This is a genomic window from Massilia antarctica, assembly GCF_015689335.1.
In the GTDB taxonomy this organism is placed as follows: domain Bacteria; phylum Pseudomonadota; class Gammaproteobacteria; order Burkholderiales; family Burkholderiaceae_D; genus Telluria_A; species Telluria_A antarctica.
The window spans coordinates 1,971,453-1,992,449 of sequence record NZ_CP065053.1 but is presented as its reverse complement, the minus strand read 5'-3'; the positions used below and the strand labels follow the sequence as shown (position 1 = coordinate 1,992,449).

Below are 20,997 nucleotides of genomic sequence, written 5' to 3'. Positions count from 1 at the left end.
TCGTTACCGATCAGGATTTGACAAGAAAAATCTGGTGATTACTTAGGACACGAAGCGCGACAGCAAGCGAATATACGCGCTCTGGTAGCCGTTCGAGTTTTCGGTCACCGACCACGAGTTCAAGGGCCAGGAATCGTTGAAATCGAGATAGGACTTCTGCGGCGGCTGTCCGAACGGCGGCGCGGGAACCGCCGTACCGCAGCCCGGATGCAGGCCGGGGCAACCGTTTTCCCAGTTGTAGCCTGGATTCGGGCCACCCACCAGAAAACCCGGCGGCGGCCCGAACGTCGAGTCCTTGACGCTATCCCATTTGGCGGAACCATGCGCGAACCAGGTGTGATAAAACTGGTCGACCGAATTGGCGGCGCCAAGCGTGCCCATGTTCGACAGATAGACCTTGCCGAGCGGATTGACCCCGTGCAGGTAGTGAAGATAGTGCGCCGCAGCGTTCATATTGGCCGCGGCCGGGCGCGTCCCCAGAGCGCCATGGGCCAGCGCGGCGAACATATTGCCTTCGTGCGACTTGATGGCGTTGCTGCCCCAGGTGTACACCTGCAGATGAGCCAGGTAAGGGTCGGTCTTGCCGCTCATCGCGGTCCAGTGATCGGTGCCCTCCATGCCGGCGACGAAAGCGCTGCGGATGGCGGCCGCCGTGGCCGGCGTTGCCGTCGGCAGACTGGCGTAATGCAGCAGCGCTTGCTGGAGTGCGCCTTCGAAGGGCGAGGCATAGTTGTACCAGACAAACAGATGCGCGTTCAGGTACTGGGCGTTGACAAAGGTGTTGTAGACGGCTTTGCCGGTCAGTTGATAAAGATACGCAGCGGCGGCCAGCTTGTGGCCAAGGCGCCCGTAATCGTCGGTTTCTTGCTGGCCGGCGCCCAAGCCCTGGGAGTTGTAGGCGGCGTCATTATTCTTGAACAAGACGTTGGGATTGGCGACGGCCCAATTCCACGCGCGCTCGGCCCGCGTCTTGAGCCCGGCCGCGTAACTGGTCAGGCCGGCGCGCGCGCCGAACACCGTCGCGCCCAGCGCAAAGGCGCCGGCCGCAGCCAGGGTAGCCGAGGTATTGGGCGGCCCGTACAAGGTCGGGCCGGTGGCCGCCGAGGGCGGGCTGGCGTGGGCCAGGCCGGCGATCGACAGCATCGCGCCGCTCGCTTCCTGCATCTTGATCAGCCAATCCATGCCCCACTTGATTTCGTCGAGCAGGTCGGGGTGCTGGTTCCCCGATTCGGGAATGTTGTAATCCTTGCCCCAGATGCCGGGATTGTCGGCAAATGCATGCAGCAGGTCGATCAGGTAGCCCGCGTGCCAGCGCGTGTACTTGTTGTAGTCGCCGGCGTCGTACCAGCCGCCCGAGACATCGCGCTCGGTCGAGGCGTCGCCAGGAGAGCTGAACAGGCGCGCATGCTTGTCCTACAAGGGTCCCAGATGCGAGGCGGCATCGGCCCAGCCGGCGCCGGCCAGCGCAGCGGTCTTGGCGATGCCGGCGCGCTGGTAATAGAAGTAGCGCACCGCGGCGCGCAGCACCGGTTTGTAGACGTCGGCAGCGATCCTGAAGGCCGGCGACGTCACCTTGCCCTGGGCGTCGCGGATAAAGTACTGGCCGGGAGCGGTCACACTGCTGAAATCGACGTGCCAGGCCTGATCCCCCGACGTGGCATCGGTCGCGCCATCATGCCAGGCGACCGGTGCGCCACTGAAAACCACCACATTGGTCACGGCGTTGACCACCTCGTACACCGTGCCGGGGGTAAAACGGTCGGCCGCGTCGAACCCGGCCTGCGGATTGCGCACCACGGCGATCTTGTCGCGCGCCGGCAGGTAGCCGAACTGGTCCACGACAATGGCCGGTCCCAGCTTCATGGTCGACGCCGCCTGGGACTTCGACAGTGCCCTTGACCCGGCCTGCGCCCCGGACCCTGCCGGTGGCGGTGGCGGCGCTGCCGCGGGGGACGCTGGCGCGGAAGTCGGCGGGGAGCCGCCGCACCCGATCAGGCCCATGGGGATCAGGGCGCCAGTCGCCCGCAGGAATGTGCGTCGTTTGTTTGTCGTATCACCGGTGTTCATCGTGTCTCCTTATTGGTTTTCCTGGGACTGCGGCTGCGCGCGGTCCTGGCATACGGATGAATAAGCTCGGCAGACGGACTGGCGAATGCGCACGGCATTCGCCAGACCGCCTCACGTCAGGTGTGGTCGTTCGCGCCCCTGCCCAAGGCGTGCAATTTTTGTATTTATGAAAATATTTTGGCTGGCGTTACTGGCGCCGTCAATACGGATCGGGATTGTTGCCGAAGTTTAGCTGGCAACACTAAACACCCTGCCAGCCGGCTTGGGGCCGGCATGGGGGGGTCAATGGGTGGCCGCCGCGTCGGCCAGGGAAGGACGCCGGCGCTGTCCGCCCCAAGCGCCGGCGACGCGGCCGCCAGGCGTGATCAGCGCGCCACGCGGCAGTACTGGCAGGCGCCGGCCACGGCGGGCGCCGTCAGCGCCCTGCAGCGTGCTGCCGTTGCCGCGCTGCTGCTTACTGCGTGATGTGCATGTCGAAACGCGCGCCGTTCGAAAACACGCAGGTGCCGGAACCCATTTCGGCGCGGGTCATCACGTATTCGCAGCGCGTATAACCGCCGCGGTTACCGGAGGCGTTGGCCACGCCTTTGGTCGAGCCCGGATCGCGTGTCGCTTCGCCGGAGAATGCTTCGCCGCCGACGGCAAACGAGAATTCGCCATGCCCGCGTTCCGGATTGCTGATGGTGCCGGAAATGCGGCCCAGGCGCGATGCCTCGTCGTTGGCCGGGTACAGGCGCGCCGTGTACACCGGGCGGATGGCCGGCACCGGCACGATGGCGACACCGCCGCCATTGTTATTGTAGTTGCCGTTTCCGCGAGGTGGATATTGATCGATCGGAACGACATAGCAAGCCGACAGCATGGTCGATACCGCTACCAACGCCAAAATTTTTTTTGCCTTGATCATGTTACCAATCTCCTGAGTAAAAACGCATCGCGAAGCCCGTCATCTGCAGCGTCATCCAGTCTGGCTGACGCACTGCAAGTTCGGCTGATTCGCAGTATAGGTACTCAGGTTGCGCAAAAGTAAACCCTACCAGTGGTAGCGAAAATTGATACTGTCCGTGCACAAACATGACACCGCCACCCGCTTGAGCTTGCCCGTCAATGCCAGGGATGCATGACGACCTTGATGCAGTGGTCCTCCTTGTGCTTGAACTCCCGTATGGAGGTCATGTTCAAGTTCTCGGCAGCGCACTTTGCGCACGCTCAAACTAAAGGCCAGAAAGGCGCTGGCCCACCTAAAAAAATCGTCAGGGCAAAAACGCAACAGTTACCAATAATACTTTTTTTGGCCCGTGGCACCTCATTACAATAGCGATTCAGGCCCGTCTTATGCGGCCTTTTCCGGAACGTGGCGCGACCCTGATCGCGTCCAGCGGACGCACCCTCGCGCGCCGCTCCCGCGAAACGTCACCCCTGTCATGGACAGATAAAAATAACAACACAAATTTCTTTTAAAGTTAATCAAGTTGTAACGAACTTTGCTATTTCGCAAGGAAAGAGTGTATATTCCTAATGGTATGCTTCCGATCATTATTTACTGGTCGGCGGCCTATGCCGCGTGCAATCTTTGCCGGGCCCCGATGCGGCACGCAAGGTCAAGCGACAGCAGGGAAAAACGGCGTGGCCGGCGCGCGGCCGTTCTTTTCAAACTGGAAATTTTGCCGGTGTAATTCAGTTGCTATAATAACAAATACGTTATAAACAGGGAATCCAGATGGAAGCAGCAGCAAAAGTAGTGGCCGTCGTTGGCCTGGGTTATGTCGGCCTGCCACTGGCCGTCGAATTCGGCAAGAAACGCACGACGATCGGTTTCGACCTGTCGACCAGCAAGATCGATAGCTATCGGCGTTTCATCGACCCTACGGGCGAACTGAGCAGTGACCAGTTGCGCGCCGCGCAGCACCTGACCGTCAGCGCCGACCCTGCCGCCATCGCCGGCGCCGATTACATCGTGGTGGCCGTGCCGACCCCGGTCGATATCGCCCACAATCCCGATTTCACGCCGCTGGCCGGGGCCAGCAAGACCGTCGGCCTGCATATGAAAAAGGGGGCGATCGTCATTTTCGAGTCCACCGTGTACCCGGGCGCGACCGAGGAAGTCTGCATCCCCATCCTGGAACAGCATTCGGGCCTGAAGTGGATGGAAGACTTCCATGTCGGCTTTTCGCCGGAGCGCATCAACCCGGGCGACAAGGAACATACCCTGACCACCATCCTCAAGGTGGTGTCGGGCGACGACGAAGCCACCCTCGACGAAGTGGCCAAGCTGTACGAATCGATCATCACGGCCGGCGTGTACCGGGCCGCGTCGGTCAAGGTGGCGGAAGCGGCGAAGGTCATCGAGAATACCCAGCGCGACTTGAATATCGCGCTGATGAACGAACTTGCCATCATTTTCGATAAAATCGGCATCGATACCCTGGAAGTGCTGAAGGCGGCCGGAACCAAGTGGAACTTCCTGCCGTTCCGCCCGGGCCTGGTGGGCGGGCATTGCATCGGCGTCGATCCGTATTACCTGACGCACAAGGCCGAAATGATCGGCTACCACCCGCAGGTGATCCTGGCGGGGCGCCGCATCAACGATGGCATGGCCAAGTTCGTGGCCGAAAAAACCGTCAAGTCGATGATCGCGGCCGGTTTCAATGTCAAGGGCGCGAAAGTCAATGTGATCGGCCTGACGTTCAAGGAAAACTGCCCGGATCTGCGCAATTCCAAGGTGGCCGATATCATCACCGAACTGCAAACCTACGGCGTGCAGGTGCATGTGCACGATCCGGTGGCCGATGCCGCCGAAGCCATGCACGAGTACGGCGTGGAACTGGAAAGCTGGGAACGCCTGCCGCAGGCCGACGCCATCATCGCGGCGGTCTCGCACAAGGAGTTGCTGGCGCGTCCGCTGTCCGACTTCCAGGCCAAGCTGAACAAGGGTGCCTGTTTCATGGATGTCAAATCGCTGTTCGACCAGGACGCCTTGCGCGCCGCCGGGTTTTCGGTCTGGCGCCTGTAGCGCGCTTGGGGAGCGCCCGGTGGCGCTTCCTTGTATGCAGTATGAATAAAAATTGGAGTCTGCCGTGGGTAAATTTATCGAGGTTCAACAGCACTTGCGCGCGCACCGCAGCCACTGGCTGGTGACGGGCGCGGCCGGTTTCATCGGGTCGAACCTGGTCGAAGCGCTGCTGCGGCTGGGCCAGAAGGTCACCGGCCTCGACAATTTCGCCACGGGCCACCAGCACAACCTGGACCAGGTGCGCGAGCTGGTCGGCAGTGCCGCCTGGGCCAATTTCACCTTCATCCGCGGCGACATCCGGGTGCCCGACGATTGCGCCAGGGCCGTGGCCGGCGCCGACTATGTGCTGCACGAAGCGGCGCTCGGCTCGGTGTCGCGCTCGATGGAAGACCCGATCACCACCAACGATACCAACGTCACGGGCTTTCTGAACATGCTGGTGGCCGCGCGCGACGCCAAGGTCAAACGCTTCGTGTACGCCGCCTCCAGCTCCACCTACGGCGACCATCCGGCCCTGCCCAAGGTCGAGGACGAGATCGGCAACCCGCTGTCGCCCTACGCCATCACCAAGTATGTCAATGAACTGTATGCCGAAGTGTTCGGGCGCTGCTACGGGACCCAGACCATCGGCCTGCGCTACTTCAATGTGTTCGGCCCGCGCCAGGACCCGGACGGCGCCTACGCCGCCGTGATCCCGCAATGGATCGCCGCGCTGATCAAGAACAAGCCGCTGTTCATCAATGGCGACGGCGAAACCAGCCGCGACTTCTGCTATATCGACAACGTGGTGCAGGCCAATCTGCTGGCCGCCCTGGCCGACGACCCGGAAGCGAACAACCAGGTCTACAACGTCGCGCTCAACGAGCGCACCAGCCTGAACCAGCTGCATGCGATGATGTGCGAATTGCTGGCAGAACAGTTTCCGCACGTGCGAGAACATCAGCCGCAGTACGCGCCCTTCCGCGCCGGCGATGTGCGTCACTCGCAGGCCGATATTTCCAAAGCGATCAAGTTACTCGGTTTTGCCCCCACCCACCGGATCGGCGAGGGCATGCAGCAAGCCATGGCATGGTACATCCGGAATTTGACTTATAACAACTAAAAGCGCTGCGGCCGGGCGCCATCTGGGTCCGCCACGCAGCGCCACTTTTCCTGTCCAGGGGTGGAAAAATGCTTCGGATTTCTAATCACTATGTCTCACGAGTTGTGTTCGTGCTGCTGTTTGTCGAGGTGCTGATCCTGATCGGTTCGGCGTACGCGGGCGCGGCGCTGCGCGTCTACGAAGACGGCAAGACCTCGCTGCCGCCGCACCTGGACAATTTCCTGATCTCGGCGATCGCCTACGCCATCGCCATCGTGTTCAGCATGAGCGCGCTCGGCATGTACCAGCTCAACCTGACCGAAGGCTTGCGCAATCCCTTCTTCCAGAAGTTGCTGCCGTCCTTCGCGATGGGCTTTTGCATCCTGACACTGCTGTTCTACGTGGCGCCCAACCTGTATTTCGGGCGCGGCATCATGCTGCTGGTGTTCATGATCGGGGCCGGCGGCATCTTTGTGGCGCGCACGATTTTCCTCAAGACCTCCGAAGCGCGCAAGTTCGAGTCGCGCATCCTGTTCGTCGGCGGCGGCGCCCTGGCCAACGAATGCCGCGAACTGGCCAACCGCGACCAGGTATATCACCGCTACGAAATCGCCGGCTTCATCGCCATGCCGTCCGAGGAATCGCGGGTGCCGGCCTCGGCCCTGCTGGAAGTGCACGGCGACGAGTCCTTGCTGACCCTGGCGCGCCGGCATGACGTCGAAGAAATCGTGGTGTCGGTGGAAAACCGCCGCGGGGGCGCCTTTCCGATCAAGGAACTGCTCGAGTGCAAACTGTACGGCGTGAAAGTGATCGATGCCGCCACCTTCTTCGAGCGCGAAACGAGCCAGATCCGGGTCGACTCGCTGCAACCGAGCTGGCTGGTATTCGGCGGCGGTTTCGACCAGAGCTTCATCCGCATTTTCGTCAAGCGCACCTTCGACCTGGCGGTCAGCGCCACCTTGCTGGTGGTGTCGCTGCCGGTGATGTTCCTGACCGCGCTGGCGATTTACATCGAAGACCGCGCGCCGATTTTTTACCAGCAGGAACGGGTCGGCACGAATGGCGAAACCTTCAAGGTGCTCAAGTTCCGCAGCATGTACAACGATGCCGAAAAGGGCGGCAAGCCGCAGTGGGCCGCCCAGAACGATCCGCGGGTCACCCGCGTGGGTAACTTCATCCGCAAATGCCGCATCGACGAGTTGCCGCAGATCCTCAACGTGTTCAAGGGCGAGATGAGCTTCGTCGGCCCGCGCCCCGAGCGGCCCTACTTCGTCGAGCAGTTGACCGAGCAGGTTCCCTACTACAACGTGCGCCACAGCATCAAGCCCGGCATCACCGGCTGGGCCCAGGTGCGCTACGGTTATGGCGCGTCAGTCGATGACGCGGTGCAAAAGCTCCAGTATGATCTGTATTACGTGAAAAACAACAGTCTGTTCCTCGACCTGCTGATCCTGATCGACACCCTCAAGGTCGTCATGGGCAGTCACGGGCGTTGACTGCGGCCTGCACCTTGCGGCGGGCGGCTGCGCCGGCCTCGCCCGGCAATTCGATCCACACCGGAAAGACGACGGGACCGGAATGCTGACCAACATCGCGACCTTTAGCTATTCCATTGCCGCGCTGGCGTTTGCGATGCTCGCTGCCGTGCTGGGCACGCGCTGGCGCGGCCGCCAGCATGCATCGGTGCTGACCAGCGCCTGCGCCCTGACAGTGCTGTGGAGCGGCATCCTGGCAGCCCAGGCCTGGGGTACCCTGCCCCAGAACTGGGCCGGCGAACTGCTGGAAGTGGCGCGCAACGGCGCCTGGACCGTGGTGCTGCTGTCCTTGCTGGGCCACTTCGAGGGCACCAGCTGGCGCCAGCTGCGCAGCACCCCGGCCCTGCCCGCGGTCGCGGCGCTGTACCTGCTGGTGCTGGCCGACAAGGTCTTGTCCGAATTCTTCCCGGCCGTACTGGGCCAGCAAAGCGGCATCCTTGGCGTGATGGCGCGCATCGGCATGGCCGTGCTCGGCATGCTGCTGGTCGAACAGTTGTACCGCAACAAGCCGGTGCAGGAACGCTGGGCCATCAAGTTCGTCTGCCTCGGCATCGGCGGCATCTTCGTCTACGATTTCTATCTGTACAGTAACGCCCTGCTGATGCGCCAGGTCAATCCCGAGATCTGGTCCGCGCGCGGCGTGGTCAATGCCCTGACCGCGCCCCTGATCGCGGTATCGGTGGCGCGCAGCGCTTCGTGGTCGACCCATATCGCCGTATCGCGCCGCCTGCTGTTCCATTCGGCCGCCCTGTTCGGCTCGGCCGCCTACCTGCTGGCCATGGGCGCGGCCGGGTATTATTTGCGCTACTTTGGCGGCCAGTGGGGCTCGCTGATGCAGATGGCTTTCCTGTTCGGCGCGCTCGTGCTGCTGGCCGGCATTTTGTTCTCGGGCACCTTCCGCTCCTGGCTGAAAGTGTTCATCAGCAAGCATTTCTATAGCTATAACTACGACTACCGCGAAGAATGGCTGCGCTTTACCCGCACCCTGTCCGAAGCCGGTCCCAACCTGGGCGAACGCACCCTGCAAGCGGTGGGCGAGCTGGTGGAAAGCTCGGGCGGCATGCTGTGGATCCGGCGCGAAGCGGGCCAGTGCGAACCGGTGGCGAGCTGGCATTTGCCCGATAGCGCGCCGTCCGAGCCGGACGACTCGGCCTTCTGCCGCTTCCTGGAATCGCGCCAGTGGGTGGTCGACCTGCAGGAGTTCTCCAAGGACCCCGACAAGTACGAAGGCCTGGTGCTGCCCGAGTGGTTGAGTAAATTTCCGCGCGGACGGCTGGTGGTACCGCTGATGCTGCAAGGCCGCCTGTTCGGCTTCATGCTGCTGTTGCAGCCGCGCAGCGCGATCACCCTGAACTGGGAAGTGATCGACCTGCTCAAGATTGCCGGCAGCCAGGCCGCCAGCTACCTGGCCCAGCACGAAGCGGCCAGCGCCCTGATGCTGGCGCGCCAGTTCGAATCCTTCAACCGCATGTCGACCTTCGTGGTGCACGACCTGAAGAACCTGGTGTCGCAGCTGGGCTTGCTGATCCCGAATGCCGAAAAGCACAAGGATAATCCCGAGTTCCAGCGCGACATGCTCGAAACCGTGACCCTGTCGGTGCAAAAGATGCGCCTGATGCTGCAAAAGCTCAGCCGCAGCGCGTCGCAGGAGCGCCCGGCTCCGCTATCGATCGAAAAACTGCTGGTCCAGGCGGTGGCCAACAAGGCTGCCTTCGAGCCGCGCCCCCTGCTCACGGTCAGCGAAGCGCGCCTGCGCGTGGTAGCCGACTGGGAACGGCTGGAACGGGTGGTGGGCCACCTGATCCAGAACGCGATCGAAGCCACACCCAAGGAAGGCCAGGTGGCCATCACGCTCAGCCGCGCGGATGATTCGGTTATCATCGAGATCCGCGACAGCGGCGAAGGCATGAGCGAGGAATTCATCCGCGAGCGCCTGTACAAACCGTTCGAATCGACCAAATCGGCCGGCATGGGCATTGGCGCCTTCGAGAGCCGCGAATATATCCACGAACTCGGCGGCAGCCTGGCGGTGAGCAGCACGCCGCCGCGCGGCACCACGTTCAGAATCACCCTGCCCCTGTGCCAGCAGGATATCCAAACTGTCGACAGAGCCGCGTGACGGCCAGAGGATCGCTGTGACCCAAAACAAAATGAAGATGCTGATCATCGAAGACGACCCCGGCCTGCAAAAGCAGCTGCGCTGGTGCTTCGATGCCTACGAGGTGGTGGTGGCGGGCGACCGCGACGCCGCGCTGGCCCAGGTGCGCCGCCACGAGCCGGCGGTGGTGACCATGGACCTGGGCTTGCCGCCCGATCCGGACGGTGCCACCGAAGGCCTGGCCACCCTGCGCCAGATCCTGGCGCTGGCGCCCGACACCAAGGTCATCGTCCTGACCGGGAACCAGAACCATGCGCATGCGGTCGAAGCGATCGGCTTGGGCGCCTACGACTTCCACCAGAAGCCGTTCGATCCCGAAATGCTGGGACTGGTGGTGCAGCGCGCCTTCTATCTGCACGCGCTGCAGCAGGAAAATCGCCGCATGCGCCAGTCACAGGTCGATTCGCCGCTGAGCGGCGTGATCAGCCGCGACGCCGGCATGCAGCGCGTGTGCCGCAATATCGAAAAAGTGGCGCCGACCTCGGCGTCGGTGATGGTGCTGGGCGAAAGCGGCACCGGCAAGGAAGTGCTGGCGCGCGCGCTGCACCAGTTGAGTCCGCGCGCCAACCAGCGCTTCATGGCGATCAACTGCGCGGCGATTCCCGAGAACCTGTTAGAGAGCGAGCTGTTCGGCTACGAAAAAGGCGCGTTCACCGGTGCGGTCAAGCAGACCAAGGGCAAGGTCGAACTGGCGCACGGCGGCACCTTCTTTCTCGACGAGGTGGGCGACTTGCCGATGTCGCTGCAAGCCAAATTGCTGCGCTTCTTGCAGGAGCGCGTGATCGAGCGCGTGGGCGGGCATGAGGAAATCGCGGTCGACGTGCGCATCGTGTGCGCGACCCACCAGAACCTGAAAGCCTTGTCGGCCAGCGGGCGTTTCCGCGAGGATTTGTATTACCGCCTGTCGGAAATCGTGGTCACCATTCCGCCGCTGCGCGACCGGATCGGCGACGCGGCCTTGCTGGCCCACCATTTCAAGAACAAGTTCTGCGCCCAGGAATCGCGGCCGACCTTGCATTTCAGCCAGGAAGCCATCGGCGTGATCGAAAGCTACCCGTGGCCGGGCAATGTGCGCGAGATGGAAAACTGCATCAAGCGCGCGATCATCATGGCCGACGGGCCGCAGATCACGGCCGAGGATCTGGGATTGTCGGCCTCGGCGGAACCCGAGCAGCCGATCAACCTGCGCCAGGTGCGCGACGAGGCCGAGTATGCGGCCATCGTCAAGGCGCTGGCGCGGGTCGACGGGAATATCGTGCGCGCGGCGGAGTTGCTGGGGATCAGCCGCCCGACCTTGTACGACCTGATGGGCCGGCATGCGATCAAGTCGGCGGCGGCGAGCGCCTAGTTGCTCTGGCGTTCAGGCGGGCAGGCTTTAGGCGCGTCGGCAAGCTTCGCATTGTCGCGCCGCCTCGACAATCCCGTTGCGCCGCGGACCATGCAGTATCCAGCCATCACCAAGGCGACGTAGCCGAAGGGGTCGCGCACGTCCATGGCCAGCAAGATAGCGCCGGCGAGCAGAATGATCGTTCCCGAGACGATATCGAAAACGGGATGCTCGCTAAGCATGCCGAGCATGTCGGACACGAGTCTTGCCGCCAGCAAGCAGAAAAATACCGTTGAAAATGTCATATCTGAATGCTTTAAAAGGACGTGAGCAGCGCAACGGGATTGCGCTGACACCGACGACTATCCTACCCGTACCGCCGGCTTTTTTTCATCCGCCTTCGACGTAAAATCCGGCCCCGCGAAGGTCCACGGAATCACCCATCCGGCGCACGCCAGCAGCACTTGGGTGATATCGCCAAACCGCCCCGGCAATGCTTGCTGCTCCCATTCGAGCCAGAACACCGCTGCCGCAATGCCCACCGTGCCGATCACCACCACCGGCTGGCGGTGCCCGATCGGGGTAAGCAAGCGCGCAAAACAGGCAATCGCGAAAAACGGCCAGAAAATCTCCAGGATATTCTGCAAGCCCGACAGCGAACGCATTTGCCCCACCAGCGGAATCCAGTTAAAGCCATAGCGCATGCCGTCCGTTCCCGGCGCCAGCTCGCTGATGACGAAACCGGCGCCGATCAGCACCATGCCGATCCACGCCGCCTGGCGCAGCCGGCTGGCGGCGAGCAAGAACATCCACGCGGCAAACGCCCCGGCGACCGCTTCGAGCGACAGCTGGCGCCCGTCGACGATGATCTTGAGCACCAGCACGCAGGCAACCAGCGAACCGAACAGCAGCAAGGCCGGCTTGTCGTCGCGCGTGACGGTACGCGCCAGCAGACCCAGGCCGGCCAGGTAGCAGGCGTAGGTCAGCATCTGCGCCATGTCCATCACCTGCGGCTGTTGCAGCGAGCGGTACAGCAGCGCCAGCCCGTGGCGCAGCTGCTCCATGTCGAAGGTCGGCACCAGCGGACTGGTTTGCGACAAGGCCCACAGCGCCAGCGCCGCCAGCCCCAGGTTGGGCAGGGTGCCGCTGCGCAGCCAATGCGCGCGCAGGGCCACCAGGCGCGGCCCGGCCAGGGTGTGGCCATGCAGCAGTGACGCGAGCATGCCGCCCGCCACGCTGCCGGCAATGTTCAAGACCAGGTCGATGCGCGAGGCGTCCCGGCTGGGCAGGAATTGCTGGATCGATTCCATTGACAGGCTCAGCGCGCCACCGGCCACGGCCGCCGTCACCAGCGCCACGCCGAAACGCGTGCTGCGCATCAGCCAGGCCACCATGAACAGGCCGAATGGCATATAGGCCAGCACGTTCTGGACCAGGTCGGCCTTTTCCACGCGCAGGTGGCCACCAAACAAAAAGCCGAACAGGGGTGCGCCCGGCGCGCTCCATCCGGTAAACGGATACAGGCTGCCGTAGACGATCAGGACGACAAACACCAGGACCAGGCGGCGCATCGGGTGCGCCTCAGTCCTGGCCGCGGCGCTGGCGCCCGGGCAGCGGGCGCGTCATTGCGCGGGCTCCTCCCACTTGCCGGCCTCGACCAGCTTGTTCTTGAGCCCCGGCAAAGGAAAGCCCAGTTCATACGCCTTTTTGGCGTACAGCCTGGCCTTGTCGTACTCTTTTTTCCTGAGATAGGCGAGCCCGGTGTTGTAATTGATGGTCGGGTCTTCGGGCTGCAATTCGACCGCGCTGGTGAACATGGTGACGGCTTCGTTGGTCTTGCCGAGCGCCAGCAGATAATTGCCATAGGTGGCGCGCACGGCGGCGTCATCGGGCGCGAAGCGGATCGCGCGGTTGAAATAGCATTCCACCGGCCACTTGGTTGCGGGCACTTTCACTTGCTTGTCGCGCAGGCTGACCATGGCCAGGGTGGCCAGGGCGCGCACATGGTTGGGAATGGCGCGCAGGGTGTAGTCGATGTCGCCGCCGAGATAGCTGGTATTGCCCTTGATGCCGGCCTCGACCTCGGGCGTGAAGTGGGCGCCCTCGACGATCTCCAGGTTGACCTGGCCGCGCTTGCGGTAGTCGAGCGGGCCGTAGTGATTCTTCAGTTCGCCGCAATAATTGAGCGCCTGGGCGCTGGTCGAGGTCAGCAGCACGGTGCCGGCCAACAGGTAAGGCAAGAGTTTCATCGATATCCTTTATCTGGCATGAATGCGGCCGCGCGCGCTTACCACGAGCGCAGCCAGTCGCCGGTCCAGTTCACCACCTGGTCTTTCCATATTCGGCGCGAAAACGTGTGGTCGGCCTCGGGCAAGGTTTGGCGCGATACCTGCGGCGCGGCCAGCAAGGCTTGCCACTTGTCCGAGCCGGCGGCGGTGTCGAGAAATTCCTGCGCGGTCAGGTCGGCGCCGCTGATGATCAATAGTACCTTGCCGCGAAAGCGCGCCAGGGCGGCCTGCATGCGGTCGGGCAGCGCTACCGGCGCGGCAGCGGCGGCGCCGGCAGCGCCACCCTTGCCCTTGCCGAACGCGGCGCCCGCGATGCGCAGGAACGAGCCGGCCGCGGCGGCCACATTGAATTGGCCGCGCAGGATCTTTTTCCACAGTTCCGGGTCAAACAATCGGGCGCGGTAATAGTGCTTGATGGTGGCCTTGGCATGCCCACCGCTGGTGCGCACCCACGGGTTGAGCAGCACCAGCCCGGTCACGCGCGGATCGCCGGCGGCGTAGAACATCGCGGCCGAGGCGCCGTCGCACAAGCCCCAGATGACCACTTCTTCAACACCGGGCAGGGCTTTGAGCAGGTTGTCGACGGCGGCGCGCAGGTCGTCGCCGACCACTTCGAAATCACGCATGGCGCCGTGGCTGTCGCCCATGCCGCGATAGTCGAAGCGCAAGGAAGCGATGCCCTGCGCCGCCAGCCCGCGCGCGAGCGTGGTGAACTGGCGGTGGCTGCCGACCCGGTACTGCGGGCCGCCGACCACGATCAGCACGGCGCGCCTGGCCGGCTGCGCGGGCACGCTGACGATGCCGAACAGCGCATCGCCCCCGCAGTCGAAGCGGAGCACGTCTTCACGATAGTCCATGCGGCGCTCCTTGAAACAGGGCCGAGGTGGCCGCCAGCAGTTCGGGCGACTCAGCGATTTCCTGGGTCGACCAGAACGGCGTGCAGCTCACTTGCTGCAAGTGCAGGTCCACGCCGGCCGCGCGCCAGGCCTCGGCCAGGCGCAGCACGGCGGGTGTGAGCGGGCGCTCGGCCGCGGCCGAGGTTTCCATCCAGTGCACCGGGCAGGTCAATGGCGCGAGCCTGGCCGCGTCCTTGCTGTCGATGGCGACAGCAAGGGCCGGAGCGATGTCGTAGCCTGCCACTTCGAGCATCTCGCCGCCAAGCAAGGTGGCGCGCAAGGCGGCCGTGCCCGTGCTTTTATCGGATTTTTTGGTGTCGCCGCCTTCGGCCAGCATGGCGTTGGCGGTCAGCAGGCGCAGGAACTGGGTCAGGAAAGTGGCGCCGTTTTGCACCGGTTGCCACAGCACCAGTTGCGCCAGCGGGTGGCGCGCATGTTGGGCATTGTCATGGGCATAGTCCAGCGCCAGCAAGGCGCCCAGGCGCAGGCCCCACAGGCTCAGCGGCGCGGACAGGCGGGCCGAGAGCCAGGCGCAACCGGCGGCCAGGTCGTCTTTCCAGATGTCCCAGCGGGCTTCGGCAAATTCGCCGCTGCTGTCGCCGCAACCGTACAGGTCGAGCTGGAGCACGCCGTAGCCCTGCGCCGCCAGCGCGCGCGCTTGCAGGGCAGCCATGCGGCGCGCCTTGTTCATTTCGTCGCCGAAAGGATGCACGTACAGGACGGCGCCGTGGCAGTGCGGCCCGGCGGGCGGGTGGAACAGGCAGAAACGTTGTCCCAAGTCCGTCTGGAGAAAGAAGGGCTCGGCGCCGGGCGGCTTGGGATGCGCGGTCATCAGGCCAGTTTTTGCTTCACGAATGCGTTCAGGCTGCCCAGGGTTTCAAAGGTGCTGGCGCTGATTTCATCGTCGTCGATGGTGATGCCGAAATGTTCTTCCAGCGCTGCCATCAGGTTCACCACCGCCATCGAGTCGAGCTCCGGGATGCTGCCCAGCAGGGCCGATTGTTCGTTCAGGTCCTTGCCGGCATCGCCCAGGCTGAGCACGTCGGTGAGGATGGTTTTGATGTCTTCGAGATACATGGAAATCCTAGATAAATGAATGCTGGATCGTCGTCCCCGCCAATGGCGGAAGCAACGGGAGAGATCGCGACATGGTACACGGCGGATGGACGATCAGTCCAGACCGCCATCCACCTGCGCCCCCTCAGACAGTGTCGCCATTGCGACGCAAATTTTGCATCATGCGCAGCATGAAACGGAACTGGCTGCGGTCCCACGGCGTGAACCGGGGCAGCTGGAACAGGTCGCCCCCGGGCCGCGCCGCGCCCCACGAAGTCGACACCGCCGCCTCGAAGCCCAGCTCCTTGACGATGGCCACATGCTCGGCCAGGTAATCCTGCCCCGGCTTGCCGTTCGGATAGGCGAACAGCCGCACCGGTGCGCCGATGATCGCTTCCAGCGCGGCCTTGCCATCGGCAATTTCCTGGCGCGCCCCGGCCGCATCCATGCGCGCCACGATCGGATGGTTCACCGTATGCGCGCCGATCTCCATGCCGGCCCGGTGCATCATGCGTACCTGTTCGGACGTCATCATCAGGTCGTCGGGCAGCGCCACCGGCACCAGCGCGCACAGCGCCGCCACCTTGAGCAGGCGTTCGTCGAGCGGCAGGTACTTGAGCGCGCCCAGCAGGGTCGAAATTGCCGCCTGCCGCCTGGCCACCGTATCGAGCACGAACTCGCCCTGCCCGGCCGGGCGCAGGTCGATCCGCTCCGGCGCCCGGCGGATCAGCTCGATCACCGTGTCGTTCCACATGCGCCCGCCGTCCAGGAAGCCGCTGGCGATGAAAAACGTGGCGTGCACCCCATGCCGCTGCAGGATCGGCAAGGCGATCTGGGCGTTGTCGGCATAGCCGTCGTCGAAAGTGATGCAAGCCGCACGCGGCGGCAGCTTGCCCGCCTTCAATCCGCGCACGCCATCGGCCAGCGAGATGAGATTGAAGCACTGCTTCAGCTGGGTCAGCTGCGCATCGAAGCGGCGCGCGTCGACCTCGTCCGGAAAAATCGTATCCTGCTGCGCCAGCACCCGGTGAAAGATCAGGATCGACAGCCGCTGGCGCGCGCTGCCCAGGAAGCCCAGATGGCGCATGGCGTGGCTGGCCATGCCGGCCCAGGCCGGGCCGGCGGGGCCGGAATCGAAGCGGTCGGTGCGCTGTAGCGGCATGGCATGCTCTTTCATGGTGAATAGGGTCATGACGCGGCCGGCCGCGCGGCCTGGGCCTGGGCTTCGGCATCGATGCGGGCCGCGCGGGCCGCATCGCGCACGGCCGCCCTGGCCGCGGCCGCCTCGGCTTCCAGCACTTTCTCGACGATATAACCGGTGCTCACGATTGCCGCCATCAGGTAATACGGCACGTCGTAATACAGCAGGCTGAGGAAGGCGCCGCCCACGCCGAAGCCGATCAGGCTCACCTGGATCATGCGGGCAAGGTCCCCGGCCCATTTCAGGTCCTCCCGTTTCGCCGTCACGCGCACGATCCAGGCCGCCTTGCGCCAGGTGAGGAAAGCCAGCAACAGATAAATGCCGAGCCCGACAAAGCCATGTTCGCCCAGCGCCTGGAAATAGATGCTGTGGGCGGCGTGCACGTCGTCCGGCACCGGCGCGTACAGCTCGAAGGCGGTGCGGTTGTAGATTTCAAAGCCGCCGCCGAGCGGGCGGTCCAGCGCCATGTGGTAAGCCATGTACCAGGCATTGATGCGGCCCATGGCCGAGCTGTCTTGCTTGTAGGTATTGATGGTCTCCATGCGCGACGACCATTTATCGGGCATGAAGGTGATCGCAATCGGCACGATCAGCAACATCAGGCCGCCCAGCAGCACCTTCTTGGGGCTTTTCAGCCACAGGAAGAACAGCATCGCCCCGATGCCCACCAGCGCCCCGCGCGAATACGAGCCGAGCGCGGCGAATGCGCACAGCAGGATCGACGCGGCCATGCCCCAGCGCACCCACTTGTTTTGGGCCTGCATGTACAGGAAAGCCATCACGGGAATGATGGTGATGAAGGCCAGCGCGACTTCGTTATTGCCTTCGATATAGCTGCCCTGAGGCCCCCACACGATGCTGCCGCCGCCCGTGGCCACGGTGAAGATGCCGCCCTTGACCCCGTAATAGCCGAGCGAACCGACCAAGGTCCAGATCAGCAGGGTGACCTGCTCCTTGGTCTTGATGAGCATGATGGTGGCAAAGGTCATCAGCATGATCTTCGAGACGCGGTTGAGCATCACCACCGATTCGTTCGGCCACATCGAAAAGATGGTGGTCAGCCCCATCCAGCCGCTGAAGGCCATGAGCGTGATCACGATCGGGGTCATGGGCAGCTTCTTGGGGTCCTTGGTGACCAAGAGGCCAATCAGGGTGACGCCGGCGATGATCGCGGCGAACGGGAAGGAGTAGGCGAAACCCCAGCTGAGCCTGTGCGGATTCATCACGCTGATCCACACCCACATCAGCACGCCGATATACGGGCGCTTCAGGATGAAGGGCAGCGAGCCGAATACAGCCAGCGTAATGACGAGGTCTCTCATGGACGATCTGGTGACGTAGTAGGCTAAGCGGCCTCAAGGGATTCGCTTAATAATATGTAATTGATATTGTTAGTGTTCAAGTGGTAAGATTGTACTTGAACTTCCTCCAAATATCGCTTGCAGAGAAAAATTGTTCTCCGCACAATTTGGCTAGCGTCAGTACTTGGCGCAAGTCGCCCCCTTTTTGTCCCGATCAGCAACGTTTTGGCTTCCAGCCGTACGCAAGGTTTCAATGAGTGACTTGATCCACGACTTCATCTTCCGCTCTGCCGGCCGCACCCCACAAGCGGAGGCGCTCGTTTATGGCAGCCGCCGTCTGGATTACGCAACACTTGCGACTACCGTGCGGCAAGTCTCGACAAGCGTGCTCGGACTGGGCCTGGGCCGTGGCCAGCGGCTCGCGGTGTATCTTGAAAAAAACATCGAGAACGTGGCCGCCATGTTCGGCGCGGCGGCGGCCGGAGGCGTGTTCGTTCCCGTCAATCCCCTGCTCAAGCCCGAACAGGTCGCCTACATCCTGGCCGACTGCAATGTGCGCATCCTGGTCACCTCGGCCGACCGCCTGAAATTGCTGGCGGCCGCCCTGGGCGCCTGCCCGGACCTGCACACCGTCATCGTGACCGGCAATGTCGACAATGCGCCCGCGCTGGAGGGGATCACCGTGCTGGCCTGGGATACTGCCCTGGCCGCCGCCCTGCCCGCCACCCCGGCGCGCAATATCGATACCGACATGGCCGCCATCCTGTACACCTCGGGCAGCACCGGCAAACCCAAAGGCGTGGTGCTCTCGCACCGCAACATGGTGGCCGGCGCCAACAGCGTGGCCAGCTACCTGGAAAACACCCCGGCCGACCGCATCCTGGCCGTGCTGCCGCTCAGCTTCGACTATGGCCTGAGCCAGCTGACCACGGCGTTTTCGGTCGGCGCCACGGCGGTGCTGATCAACCACCTGCTGGCGCGCGATATTTTGAAGGCCGTGGAAGCGGAACGCATCACCGGCCTGGCCGCGGTGCCGCCGCTGTGGATCCAGATCGCGCCCCTGCCCTGGCCGGCCGACTGCACCCTGCGCTACCTCACCAATTCCGGCGGCGCCATGCAGCGCCCCACCTTGGACGCGCTGCGCCGCGCGCTGCCGAACGCGCAACCGTTCCTGATGTACGGCCTGACCGAAGCGTTCCGCTCGACCTACCTGCCGCCGTCCGAACTGGAACGCCGCCCCGATTCGATGGGCAAGGCGATCCCGAATGCCGAGGTAATGGTGCTGCGCGCCGACGGCAGCGAATGCGATCCCGGCGAAGCCGGTGAACTGGTGCACCGCGGCGCGCTCGTCTCGCTGGGCTACTGGAACGACCGCGCCAAGACCGCCGAGCGCTTCAAGCCGGTGCAGTCAATCCACCACGGCCTGCCCCTGACCGAAATGGCGGTATGGTCGGGCGACACGGTGCGCAAGGATGAAGAAGGTTTCTTGTACTTCATCAGCCGCAACGATGAAATGATCAAGACTTCCGGCTACCGGGTCAGCCCCTCCGAAGTCGAGGAAGTGATCTACGCGCGCGAGGGCGTGGCCGAAGCGGCCGCCATCGGCCTGGCCCACCCCACCCTGGGCCAGGCCATCGTCGTCGTCGCCCACCCCAAGGAAGGCAGCGCCTTGAGCGCCGAAGCCCTGCTGTCGGCCTGCAAGCCGCACCTGCCGGCCTACATGCTGCCGGCGCGCGTGATCATCTCGCCCGAGAGCCTGCCGCGCAACCCGAACGGCAAGATCGACCGCAAACTGTTGAGCGTACAAATGGAACAGCTGTTTATGGAAACCGCACAATGAGCGCCCCCCGTCCGCAACACGCGCCGCTGGCGCAATTCGAGGTCGAGGGCGATTGCCTGCAGATCGGCGGCATGCCGCTCACCCGCCTGGCCGAACGGGTCGGACGCACGCCCTTTTACGCCTACGACCGCGCCAAGCTGACCGAGCGGGTCGAACTGCTGCGCCGCCACCTGCCGCCGGAAATCCATCTGCACTACGCCATGAAGGCCAATCCGATGCCGGCCGTGGTCCAGCACATGGCCACCCTGGTCGACGGCATCGACATCGCTTCCGGCGGCGAGCAGCGGGTGGCGCTCGACACGCCGATGGCGCCGCACCTGGTCAGCTTCGCCGGTCCGGGAAAAAGCGACACGGACCTGAGCTGCGCGATCGCCGCCGGCGTGGTGCTGAACATGGAGTCGGAAGCGGAGATGGAACGCATCGCCGTCATCGGCCGGCGCCTGGCGCTCAAGCCGCGCGTGGCGGTGCGCGTCAATCCCGACTTCGAACTCAAATCGTCCGGAATGAAAATGGGCGGCGGACCGAAACAATTCGGCGTCGACGCCGAGAGGGTGCCCGCCATGCTGGAGCGCATCCGCGAACTGGAACTCGACTTCCAGGGCTTCCACATCTACAGCGGCTCGCAAAACCTGAAAGCGGCATCGATCCAGGACGCGCACGAAAAAACCTTCGCGCTGGCGATCCGCCTGGCCGCGCACTGGCCCGGTCCCCTGCGCACGCTCAATATCGGCGGCGGCTTCGGCATTCCCTACTTCCCCGGCGAAGAACGGCTCGACCTGGCCGCCGTGGGCGAAAACCTCAAGCGCATCCTGCCCGACGTGCGGCGCGACTTGCCCGACACCGAGATCGTGATCGAACTGGGACGCTACCTGGTGGCCGAAGCGGGCATTTACGTCAGCCGCGTGATCGAGCGCAAGGAATCGCGCGGGCAGGTCTACCTGGTCACCGACGGCGGCCTGCACCACCATCTGGCGGCGTCCGGCAATTTCGGCCAGGTGATCCGCAAGAACTACCCGGTCGCCATCGGCAACCGCATGAACGCCGAGGAGCGCGAAACCGTGTCCGTGGTCGGCCCGCTATGTACCCCGCTCGACCTGCTGGCCGACCAGATGTCGCTCGCCAAAGCCGACGTGGGCGACCTGGTGGTCGTGTTCCAATCCGGCGCCTACGGCCTGTCCGCCAGCCCGGTCGCCTTCCTCAGCCATCCCGTGGCGCTGGAAGTGCTGGTCTGATG

Annotated in this window: 19 protein-coding genes; 8 read left to right on the top strand and 11 right to left on the bottom strand. The window is 63.7% G+C overall.

Annotation, left to right across the window (positions count from 1 at the left end; genetic code table 11):
- Window positions 1–42 precede the first annotated feature (42 nt).
- On the bottom strand, window positions 43–1,398 hold the full coding sequence (locus tag IV454_RS09075; protein WP_206092613.1) for a glycoside hydrolase family 9 protein: 1,356 nt from the start codon (window positions 1,396–1,398) through the stop codon (window positions 43–45).
- Window positions 1,399–1,413: 15 nt separating this feature from the next.
- Entirely contained in the window at window positions 1,414–1,863 is a 450-nt protein-coding gene (locus IV454_RS09070) for a cellulase N-terminal Ig-like domain-containing protein (protein ID WP_206091211.1), read from the bottom strand.
- Window positions 1,864–2,352: 489 nt separating this feature from the next.
- Between IV454_RS09070 and IV454_RS09065 the strand changes: the two genes are divergently transcribed.
- The gene (locus tag IV454_RS09065; RefSeq protein WP_206091210.1) at window positions 2,353–2,532 is read left to right on the top strand and encodes a hypothetical protein; all 180 of its coding nucleotides are present in this window, start codon (window positions 2,353–2,355) and stop codon (window positions 2,530–2,532) included.
- Here the strand turns inward: IV454_RS09065 and IV454_RS09060 are convergent.
- Window positions 2,522–2,974 carry a hypothetical protein gene (locus tag IV454_RS09060; RefSeq protein WP_206091209.1) on the bottom strand — a complete coding sequence of 151 codons (453 nt, stop codon included), beginning with the start codon at window positions 2,972–2,974 and terminating at the stop codon, window positions 2,522–2,524. The genes IV454_RS09065 and IV454_RS09060 overlap by 11 nt on opposite strands.
- 813 nt (window positions 2,975–3,787) lie before the next feature.
- On the opposite strand from IV454_RS09060, the gene IV454_RS09055 reads away from it, so the two are divergent.
- The 5 genes from IV454_RS09055 to prsR all read left to right on the top strand — a co-directional run bounded on the left by IV454_RS09055 (window position 3,788) and on the right by prsR (window position 11,202).
- Window positions 3,788–5,080 carry a nucleotide sugar dehydrogenase gene (locus IV454_RS09055; protein WP_206091208.1) on the top strand — a complete coding sequence of 431 codons (1,293 nt, stop codon included), beginning with the start codon at window positions 3,788–3,790 and terminating at the stop codon, window positions 5,078–5,080.
- A gap of 64 nt (window positions 5,081–5,144) precedes the next feature.
- Window positions 5,145–6,182 carry an SDR family oxidoreductase gene (locus IV454_RS09050; protein ID WP_206091207.1) on the top strand — a complete coding sequence of 346 codons (1,038 nt, stop codon included), beginning with the start codon at window positions 5,145–5,147 and terminating at the stop codon, window positions 6,180–6,182.
- Window positions 6,183–6,250: 68 nt separating this feature from the next.
- Window positions 6,251–7,657, top strand: a complete 1,407-nt coding sequence (locus IV454_RS09045; RefSeq protein WP_054265616.1) for a TIGR03013 family XrtA/PEP-CTERM system glycosyltransferase — start codon at window positions 6,251–6,253, stop codon at window positions 7,655–7,657.
- A gap of 82 nt (window positions 7,658–7,739) precedes the next feature.
- A complete protein-coding gene (prsK, locus tag IV454_RS09040) occupies window positions 7,740–9,815 on the top strand; it encodes an XrtA/PEP-CTERM system histidine kinase PrsK (RefSeq protein WP_206091206.1) in 2,076 nt (691 codons plus the stop codon).
- Window positions 9,816–9,846: 31 nt separating this feature from the next.
- Complete coding sequence (gene prsR / locus IV454_RS09035; RefSeq protein WP_206091205.1) at window positions 9,847–11,202, top strand: PEP-CTERM-box response regulator transcription factor; 1,356 nt, start codon at window positions 9,847–9,849, stop codon at window positions 11,200–11,202.
- On the opposite strand, the gene IV454_RS09030 is transcribed toward prsR, so the two are convergent.
- From IV454_RS09030 to IV454_RS08995, 8 genes are all read right to left on the bottom strand, one after another.
- On the bottom strand, window positions 11,199–11,486 hold the full coding sequence (locus IV454_RS09030) for a hypothetical protein (protein WP_206091204.1): 288 nt from the start codon (window positions 11,484–11,486) through the stop codon (window positions 11,199–11,201). The two genes, prsR and IV454_RS09030, sit on opposite strands and share 4 nt — an antisense overlap.
- A gap of 57 nt (window positions 11,487–11,543) precedes the next feature.
- Window positions 11,544–12,752, bottom strand: coding sequence for a VanZ family protein (locus IV454_RS09025; RefSeq protein ID WP_206091203.1), 1,209 nt, complete (start codon window positions 12,750–12,752; stop codon window positions 11,544–11,546).
- 51 nt (window positions 12,753–12,803) lie between these two features.
- The gene (locus IV454_RS09020; protein WP_206091202.1) at window positions 12,804–13,430 is read right to left on the bottom strand and encodes a tetratricopeptide repeat protein; all 627 of its coding nucleotides are present in this window, start codon (window positions 13,428–13,430) and stop codon (window positions 12,804–12,806) included.
- Between the two features lie 38 nt (window positions 13,431–13,468).
- A complete protein-coding gene (locus tag IV454_RS09015; protein WP_206091201.1) occupies window positions 13,469–14,326 on the bottom strand; it encodes a hydrolase 1, exosortase A system-associated in 858 nt (285 codons plus the stop codon).
- The gene (locus IV454_RS09010; protein ID WP_206091200.1) at window positions 14,313–15,197 is read right to left on the bottom strand and encodes a hydrolase 2, exosortase A system-associated; all 885 of its coding nucleotides are present in this window, start codon (window positions 15,195–15,197) and stop codon (window positions 14,313–14,315) included. Before IV454_RS09010 ends, IV454_RS09015 begins: the two co-directional genes overlap by 14 nt.
- Window positions 15,197–15,442: an acyl carrier protein gene (locus IV454_RS09005; protein ID WP_054265609.1), complete on the bottom strand. Its 246-nt coding sequence runs from the start codon at window positions 15,440–15,442 to the stop codon at window positions 15,197–15,199. The genes IV454_RS09010 and IV454_RS09005 overlap by 1 nt, the downstream gene beginning before the upstream one ends.
- A gap of 124 nt (window positions 15,443–15,566) precedes the next feature.
- Window positions 15,567–16,613 carry a polysaccharide deacetylase family protein gene (locus tag IV454_RS09000; RefSeq protein ID WP_229522149.1) on the bottom strand — a complete coding sequence of 349 codons (1,047 nt, stop codon included), beginning with the start codon at window positions 16,611–16,613 and terminating at the stop codon, window positions 15,567–15,569.
- Window positions 16,610–17,944: a putative O-glycosylation ligase, exosortase A system-associated gene (locus IV454_RS08995; RefSeq protein ID WP_206091199.1), complete on the bottom strand. Its 1,335-nt coding sequence runs from the start codon at window positions 17,942–17,944 to the stop codon at window positions 16,610–16,612. Before IV454_RS08995 ends, IV454_RS09000 begins: the two co-directional genes overlap by 4 nt.
- Before the next feature lie 232 nt (window positions 17,945–18,176).
- On the opposite strand from IV454_RS08995, the gene IV454_RS08990 reads away from it, so the two are divergent.
- Window positions 18,177–19,763, top strand: a complete 1,587-nt coding sequence (locus IV454_RS08990; protein WP_206091198.1) for an acyl-CoA ligase (AMP-forming), exosortase A system-associated — start codon at window positions 18,177–18,179, stop codon at window positions 19,761–19,763.
- Window positions 19,760–20,995 carry a pyridoxal-dependent decarboxylase, exosortase A system-associated gene (locus IV454_RS08985; protein WP_206091197.1) on the top strand — a complete coding sequence of 412 codons (1,236 nt, stop codon included), beginning with the start codon at window positions 19,760–19,762 and terminating at the stop codon, window positions 20,993–20,995. Before IV454_RS08990 ends, IV454_RS08985 begins: the two co-directional genes overlap by 4 nt.
- Window positions 20,996–20,997: the final 2 nt, after the last annotated feature.

Excerpts from the sequence above, each read along its gene's own strand:
- IV454_RS09070 (WP_206091211.1), bottom strand. The coding sequence starts at position 1,863 with ATGAAGCTGGGACCGGCCATTGTCGTGGACCAGTTCGGCTACCTGCCG.
- IV454_RS09065 (WP_206091210.1), top strand. The coding sequence starts at position 2,353 with ATGGGTGGCCGCCGCGTCGGCCAGGGAAGGACGCCGGCGCTGTCCGCC.
- IV454_RS09060 (WP_206091209.1), bottom strand. The coding sequence starts at position 2,974 with ATGATCAAGGCAAAAAAAATTTTGGCGTTGGTAGCGGTATCGACCATG.
- IV454_RS09055 (WP_206091208.1), top strand. The coding sequence starts at position 3,788 with ATGGAAGCAGCAGCAAAAGTAGTGGCCGTCGTTGGCCTGGGTTATGTC.
- IV454_RS09045 (WP_054265616.1), top strand. The coding sequence starts at position 6,251 with ATGCTTCGGATTTCTAATCACTATGTCTCACGAGTTGTGTTCGTGCTG.
- prsK (WP_206091206.1), top strand. The coding sequence starts at position 7,740 with ATGCTGACCAACATCGCGACCTTTAGCTATTCCATTGCCGCGCTGGCG.
- prsR (WP_206091205.1), top strand. The coding sequence starts at position 9,847 with ATGAAGATGCTGATCATCGAAGACGACCCCGGCCTGCAAAAGCAGCTG.
- IV454_RS09030 (WP_206091204.1), bottom strand. The coding sequence starts at position 11,486 with ATGACATTTTCAACGGTATTTTTCTGCTTGCTGGCGGCAAGACTCGTG.
- IV454_RS09025 (WP_206091203.1), bottom strand. The coding sequence starts at position 12,752 with ATGCGCCGCCTGGTCCTGGTGTTTGTCGTCCTGATCGTCTACGGCAGC.
- IV454_RS09020 (WP_206091202.1), bottom strand. The coding sequence starts at position 13,430 with ATGAAACTCTTGCCTTACCTGTTGGCCGGCACCGTGCTGCTGACCTCG.
- IV454_RS09015 (WP_206091201.1), bottom strand. The coding sequence starts at position 14,326 with ATGGACTATCGTGAAGACGTGCTCCGCTTCGACTGCGGGGGCGATGCG.
- IV454_RS09010 (WP_206091200.1), bottom strand. The coding sequence starts at position 15,197 with ATGACCGCGCATCCCAAGCCGCCCGGCGCCGAGCCCTTCTTTCTCCAG.
- IV454_RS09005 (WP_054265609.1), bottom strand. The coding sequence starts at position 15,442 with ATGTATCTCGAAGACATCAAAACCATCCTCACCGACGTGCTCAGCCTG.
- IV454_RS09000 (WP_229522149.1), bottom strand. The coding sequence starts at position 16,613 with ATGACCCTATTCACCATGAAAGAGCATGCCATGCCGCTACAGCGCACC.
- IV454_RS08995 (WP_206091199.1), bottom strand. The coding sequence starts at position 17,944 with ATGAGAGACCTCGTCATTACGCTGGCTGTATTCGGCTCGCTGCCCTTC.
- IV454_RS08990 (WP_206091198.1), top strand. The coding sequence starts at position 18,177 with ATGAGTGACTTGATCCACGACTTCATCTTCCGCTCTGCCGGCCGCACC.
- IV454_RS08985 (WP_206091197.1), top strand. The coding sequence starts at position 19,760 with ATGAGCGCCCCCCGTCCGCAACACGCGCCGCTGGCGCAATTCGAGGTC.